A 6,270-nucleotide genomic window follows, 5' to 3' on the forward strand; every position below is an offset into this window, starting at 1 on the left:
ATCGTAGCTTCTAGATTTAGTTCCATCGATTTAAGCAACAAAGCCTTGGATTGGCAGTCGCCAACATGTTGGGAGCGATCTATGCAGGAAGGGTGTTGAATCAGTGGTTACAAAAGCAGGATTCTACGCTCAATCAAAATGGCCATAAAATACGCAATGACTATCTCTCCGATCTCCGCTTACTCATGGCCAAGTTAGCTAGGGCTAGGTCGCGTTAAGCTTTCCAATCATTCAACCTGAAGAGCGGACTTCAGGTCGAATGAGGACATCAACTCGCGCGTTTTAGCATTCCTTCTGACTCTAGAAAGAGAATAATTTCACTCAGACCTTTTTGCTCTTTGAGGTCAGTAAACACATAGGGTTTATTCGGACGCATTCTTGCGGTGTCTGAATCCATTACGTCTAGATTGGCGCCAACGTAAGGTGCTAGGTCGATTTTATTGATGATAAGTAAATCTGAACGCGTGATTCCCGGCCCACCTTTTCGAGGGATCTTTTCACCCTCAGCGACATCAATCACGTAAATGGTTAAATCTGCCAATTCGGGACTGAACGTCGCACTGAGGTTATCGCCACCACTTTCAATAAACACCATGTCTAAGTCTTGATGGTATTTCGCCAATCCTTCGACCGCTTCGAGATTCATAGAAGCATCCTCACGGATAGCAGTGTGAGGGCAACCTCCTGTTTCTACGCCAACAATACGATCTGCACTTAACGCGCCAGCCTCTGTCAAAATACGCTGATCTTCTCGGGTATAAATATCATTGGTGACGACAGCGATGGAGTAGTCATCACGCATCGCTTTACACAACACCTCTAGTAACGCTGTTTTTCCGGACCCCACGGGACCACCAACACCAACACGTAACGGTTGCTTATAGGTCATCGATTTTCTCCTTAAGATCGAAACAAACGGGAATACTGGTTTTCATGGCAGCTTGAGGCGATCGCCTGTGCAGGGGCGAAATTGCCAATATCTTCGTTCTCAATGATTTTCGATTGGTTGACTGCAATCGAGAGTGTTTCAGACAAACGAATAAGAACGCGTTGCCCGGCGGTTTGGCCCAGCGGGATCAACTTAACACCTGCCATTACGGTGTTTTCCAACCAGCTCCATCCATAGCCCTGACACAGAGACTCAGCTGATATCTCCCATTTGACTCCTGCATACGCAAAGCCCGCAATTTGACTATGAGAAACACAGCAAGCCTCTTCAGATGTTTCATCAAGCAGGTTCAACTGACATAGCAGCTTGCTCATTGTGCGTCCGCGCTGTATTTCTTCTTGTCTTAGCTCTAACGTTTCGCGTGATGCGTATAACCAATCGTTCCAATGCCTGACTTCGCTTAATTCACCATGCGTAAATGCGTCGAACATTCTTCGAAGGATCGGAAGCTCTAAATGTGCCAAGCTATCCAACGCAATGCTTTCTAACCATTCAATGAAGCGCCCTTCATCTCGCACCCATCCACATTCAATCGCCCACTCCAAACCTTGAGAGTAGCTAAACGCACCAACCGGCAATGAAGGGCTGATAAGTTGAAATAGCTTAAAATCAGCACGGCTGTTCGTGTTCATCATTATTCCTACACTTCATCACGCAACGAGGACGAACAAAACACCACTGAGTCCCATGGCAACAGACAGTTTTTCTAAACTGATATATGCGCCAATTCGTTCTCCAGCAAAGAGGGTTAATAATGCTGCGGCAATGAAGCCACCGGCGAACGCGACCGACGTAACATGCGCACCGTGCATAAAACTAGATATGCCAATTACCACGAACGCCAACGCTGCAGACAGCTTTGCAAACGTGCTCAGTCCGGTACACTTTAGTCCCGCAGACATCGCAGCGAGCAACAGCGCACCGACGAGCAGCGGAAACATTGGAGAGTTACCGGTAGATATAAGAGGGCTTTGGATAGCAAAAAAGACGAAATACATCAAACTACTCACAACCAGTAACTTCAATTTGAAGTTAGAAAATTGCGAGACCAAAATGCCCATAGCAACCCAAGTCACGACATGAAGGACACTCGTAAATGGGTGGATAAATCCATCCCAAAACGGATGTTCACTCATGCTGTGTATCGAAGGCTCCAGCGTGTGGGCAGCGAGAGGAAAGGCAATGAGTCCTAAAGCCCCTAGCAAACAATGTCCTACTTTCACGGTGATCTCTCCATAAACTCAGAAAATATTAATGAGAATGATGATGGCTGGATGAATGTCCGCCATACGCACCACTTTCAGGCTCAAACGGAGCCAACTCAACAATGACTTCTCCACCCAGCAAATCCACCATTTCGTCAAGCACATGATCATGCTGATACCGCACCCAGCCGTCGCCAACCTGCAAAGGTACATGGCGGTTTCCCAAGTGATAACTCAACCTTGCAAGCAAATGGGCACTGTGCGCGTGTACCGTTGACACGTTTTCATCGGCAGCTATCACGACGACCTTTTCACCAGTGTCCGACACCAACAAATCTCCGCCTCTTACAGTGTGACCTCTGGGTAAAAAAAGACCCGCTTCTCTGCCATCATCCAACGTCACTTTGAGCCGACTTTTGATGCGTGCATCAATCCCCAAGTGAATCGTCGGCAATCCTTCTGTCTCATCGACGCCTGTTTCAATCTGTGTAAATTCGAGCATGCTGTTTCCTAAAACAGAAAATAACGCTGGGCCATTGGCAATACATCCGCGGGCTGGCAAACAAGCAGCTTACCGTCAGCCCTTACTTCATAGGTTTGTGGGTCAACCTCGATGTTTGGTTGCCAATCATTCAGTTTCATGTCCTTTTTACGAATGCTGCGACAGGCTTTAACCGCACTGACTCCGCTACGCAGTTGAAGCATGTCAGGGATACCATTATCGATTGCGGTCTGTGACATAAAGAGTAGTGAACTTTGGGCAGGACCGGCACCAAATGCGCCGAACATTGGACGATAATGCACAGGTTGTGGCGTTGGAATAGACCCATTCGGGTCACCCATGGGGGCCGTTACTATTAGGCCGCCTTTGATCACCAGTGACGGTTTTACACCAAAAAATGCAGGCTTCCACAGAATAAGATCTGCCAGTTTTCCAGCTTCGATAGAACCGATTTCATGAGCCATGCCATGAGTGATCGCTGGATTAATGGTGTATTTAGCGATATAGCGTTTAATGCGGGTGTTATCACTATGCGCCGTGTCACCTTCGAGAGCGCCAAACTGCACTTTCATTTTGTGCGCAGTTTGCCACGTGCGAATGATCACCTCACCCACACGTCCCATCGCTTGGGAGTCAGAGGAAATCATCGAAAATGCACCAAGATCGTGAAGCATGTCTTCTGCTGCAATGGTCTCGCGTCGAATGCGTGATTCCGCAAACGCCAATGGAAGGCGATAAGTGGTGGCACACCATCAGCATATCGAGGTGCTCATCAACGGTGTTGACGGTATAAGGACGCGTTGGGTTCGTAGATGACGGCAATATATTCGGCATCCCAGCGACTTTGATTATATCGGGCGCATGACCGCCTCCAGCACCTTCCGTGTGATAAGTGTGGATCACACGATCACCAATCGCCTTCAGTGTTTCTTCAACAAAACCACATTCATTGAGTGTGTCTGTGTGAATTGCCACCTGAACATCCAATGCATCTGCCACAGACAGGCAGCAATCAATCGCCGCTGGCGTTGAACCCCAATCTTCATGAAGTTTTAAGCCACACGCTCCTGCAGCCACCTGCTCTTCAAGTGCATCAGGCAAGCTCGCGTTTCCTTTTCCAAGTAAACCAAAGTTCATCGGAAACGCATCTAACGCACCTAGCATGCGGTGAATATTCCACGGGCCCGGCGTGCAAGTTGTCGCATTGGTGCCTGTTGCCGGTCCTGTTCCGCCCCCCACAAATGTTGTCACCCCTGACGTTAACGCTTCTTCGATCTGTTGAGGGCAAATAAAGTGAATATGCGAATCAATTCCCCCAGCGGTAAGGATTTGTCCTTCTCCTGCAACCACTTCAGTTCCCGGGCCTATGATGATATCAACCCCGTCTTGAATATCTGGGTTACCCGCCTTACCAATGCCACTGATGCGGCCGCCTTTTACGGCAACATCGGCTTTCACAATGCCCCAGTAATCAAGCACCACCACATTGGTGATCACCATATCGGGAGTTTCATTGCTTGGCCGCTGGCTTTGTCCCATCCCATCACGAATGGTTTTCCCGCCACCAAACTTCACTTCGTCGCCATACACCGTGAAGTCTTTTTCAACTTCCAGCCACAAGTCTGTATCCGCCAAGCGCAGACAATCGCCCGTTGTGGGGCCGAACATTTCTGCGTAGGCTTTTCGTGATATCTTTGCCATGTCAGTCGTCCTTATCTGTCGCTTTATCATCGGGTAAATTACCCATTACACGCCCTTGAAAACCATATACAGCGCGAGATCCTGCGTAGGCCACCAATTCGACTTTGCCCAGGCTCAAACCTAACCGCTGTACCGGAAGGAATATTGAGGCGAAAACCCTTTGCTGCTTCACGGTCAAATGCCAACGCATCATTAACTTCATAAAAGTGATAGTGCGAACCAACCTGAACGGGACGATCTCCGGTGTTGGACACATCAAGCGAGACAGTTTTTCGTCCAGTATTCAATGCTATATCGCCCGTTTTTGCTCTTAGCTCTCCGGGAACAAAGCGCGATTTCACAGCCTGTTGAGACATTTTTCAGCTCCTCACACTATTGGATCATGGACAGTCACAAGCTTCGTACCATCAGGAAACGTGACTTCTACTTGTACGTCATGAATCATGCTTGGCACCCCTTCCATCACATCATCAACCGTCAGGATCGTTCGTCCGAAATCCATCAATTCCGCCACTGTTTTTCCGTCTCTCGCCCCTTCCATAATCGCTGCACTGATCAATGCAACAGCTTCAGGGTAATTCAGCTTGAGGCCACGTTCTTTGCGCCTTTCCGCCAATAACGCCGCTGTAAACAGTAGCAGCTTATCTTTCTCTCTAGGGGTTAGCTCCATGGTGCTTACTCCTTGTGAATATCGTTATGTTCGCCATATACGTGGCAATTCCGGCATGTCACCCGTCCAATGGAATCGAATCTGCTGCCAGCACTTTGCCATCAATAAAAAAAGGTCTTCTGTACTCGTCGACAAGCCACGCACGACCAGCAGCCCATCCATCACCGTTAACCCAACGTCAAGGTTAGGTTCGAAAGTCTGCGCGTTCCACCATTCACAAACGGGTTGAAAATCGCTCGGGTTGCCGAACGCAATGATGTTGCCGCATACAGGGTTGCTGCGTAGAGAAGCTGCATCTCTCAACCACGTTGTCGCATTCACTCGCATTCGCTCGCAAAGCAGAAGGCGCCCATCGACAACAACGCGCGTCATTCCATCAATCTCACCTTTACCAAAGTGTTCGTTCGACGCAGGTTGCCCAAGCGTCCAAAGATCAAAGCCGACAAAACGGGACGTTGAGGCCAGATGAATATCCGTTCTGGTTCGAAGCTTAGCGCTTGGAAACGCAATGTTTTCTAACGGAACAAATTCAAGGGTCGCGTGAGGAGCTACACGAAAAGACTGATCCACCAAGGCAACCCGCCCATCTGAACGGTAAAAACGTGTCGCACCTGGCGTCGTGACTAACGCGTGCGCGTTGCTCTCTAATGCAACCTCAACGTGCAAGGCATCTCCCCCAACAATGCCGCCAGGAGGATGAAGAATGTGGCTGTGGCAGATCCCAGCTTCAGGGTAGAGTGAACGCTGCACGGCCAAAGGTCCACGATGCGAACGATGCTTAAGTACCGTTCGTTCTCCATCACTGACAAAGCCCAGCGACAGTTCCGCTTCCCAACGTCCGTGTCCTGACGTTGTTGGATTTGTTCGGCTTATCGATGACTGTTCCACACCCACTCCCATCAAACCGTCAGATATTGTCGGATCAGAGAATCATTGAGATCCACCATGGCTTTGTTGCTTAATTCGGTTGGAAGACATGGCAGCCTAAAGTTGTTCGGTTCTTAAGCAATATACTGAATTTCAGGCATACCCAGTCCTGTAAGATTGTTCAGCGCTTTGATCATAGCGTAAGTCTCGCCAACCTGAGCATTGTAATTTCTTAGGCTTAATTTCCCACCTAGCAGCTGTTTTACTCGGTACATTGCTGTCTCTGATAGTGAGCGCTTGTGATAGCCATACCGCTTTTTCCACTTCTTGTTGGAGCCGTAGAGCTTTTGACAACCTACTGCTAAATTGCGAGGGT

At 48.8% G+C, this 6,270-nt stretch carries 6 protein-coding genes and 3 pseudogenes; all 9 read right to left on the bottom strand.

What is annotated here, in order from left to right; all coding sequences use genetic code 11:
* Window positions 1-268: 268 nt before the first annotated feature.
* Window positions 269-889, bottom strand: coding sequence for an urease accessory protein UreG (gene ureG, locus B5D35_RS22210; protein WP_078754618.1), 621 nt, complete (start codon window positions 887-889; stop codon window positions 269-271).
* Between the two features lie 11 nt (window positions 890-900).
* On the bottom strand, window positions 901-1,584 hold the full coding sequence (locus B5D35_RS22215; protein ID WP_078754619.1) for an urease accessory protein UreF: 684 nt from the start codon (window positions 1,582-1,584) through the stop codon (window positions 901-903).
* Window positions 1,585-1,599: 15 nt separating this feature from the next.
* A complete protein-coding gene (locus B5D35_RS22220; protein ID WP_139367838.1) occupies window positions 1,600-2,172 on the bottom strand; it encodes a HupE/UreJ family protein in 573 nt (190 codons plus the stop codon).
* A gap of 28 nt (window positions 2,173-2,200) precedes the next feature.
* On the bottom strand, window positions 2,201-2,656 hold the full coding sequence (gene ureE, locus B5D35_RS22225; RefSeq protein ID WP_078754621.1) for an urease accessory protein UreE: 456 nt from the start codon (window positions 2,654-2,656) through the stop codon (window positions 2,201-2,203).
* 8 nt (window positions 2,657-2,664) lie between these two features.
* A pseudogene (ureC, locus tag B5D35_RS22230) lies at window positions 2,665-4,357 on the bottom strand (urease subunit alpha).
* Between the two features lies 1 nt (window position 4,358).
* A pseudogene (locus B5D35_RS22235) lies at window positions 4,359-4,713 on the bottom strand (urease subunit beta).
* 11 nt (window positions 4,714-4,724) lie between these two features.
* Entirely contained in the window at window positions 4,725-5,027 is a 303-nt protein-coding gene (ureA, locus tag B5D35_RS22240; RefSeq protein WP_078754622.1) for an urease subunit gamma, read from the bottom strand.
* Between the two features lie 24 nt (window positions 5,028-5,051).
* Entirely contained in the window at window positions 5,052-5,915 is an 864-nt protein-coding gene (locus B5D35_RS22245; protein ID WP_244556709.1) for an urease accessory protein UreD, read from the bottom strand.
* Window positions 5,916-6,028: 113 nt separating this feature from the next.
* Window positions 6,029-6,270: pseudogene (locus B5D35_RS22250) on the bottom strand (IS5/IS1182 family transposase); the annotation flags it as partial.

This window comes from Enterovibrio nigricans DSM 22720 (genome assembly GCF_900167155.1).
Lineage (GTDB): Bacteria > Pseudomonadota > Gammaproteobacteria > Enterobacterales > Vibrionaceae > Enterovibrio > Enterovibrio nigricans.

Bases quoted from the DNA above. Each gene is read 5' to 3' on its own strand.
- ureA (WP_078754622.1), bottom strand. From the start codon at position 5,027: ATGGAGCTAACCCCTAGAGAGAAAGATAAGCTGCTACTGTTTACAGCG.
- B5D35_RS22215 (WP_078754619.1), bottom strand. From the start codon at position 1,584: ATGATGAACACGAACAGCCGTGCTGATTTTAAGCTATTTCAACTTATC.
- ureG (WP_078754618.1), bottom strand. From the start codon at position 889: ATGACCTATAAGCAACCGTTACGTGTTGGTGTTGGTGGTCCCGTGGGG.
- ureE (WP_078754621.1), bottom strand. From the start codon at position 2,656: ATGCTCGAATTTACACAGATTGAAACAGGCGTCGATGAGACAGAAGGA.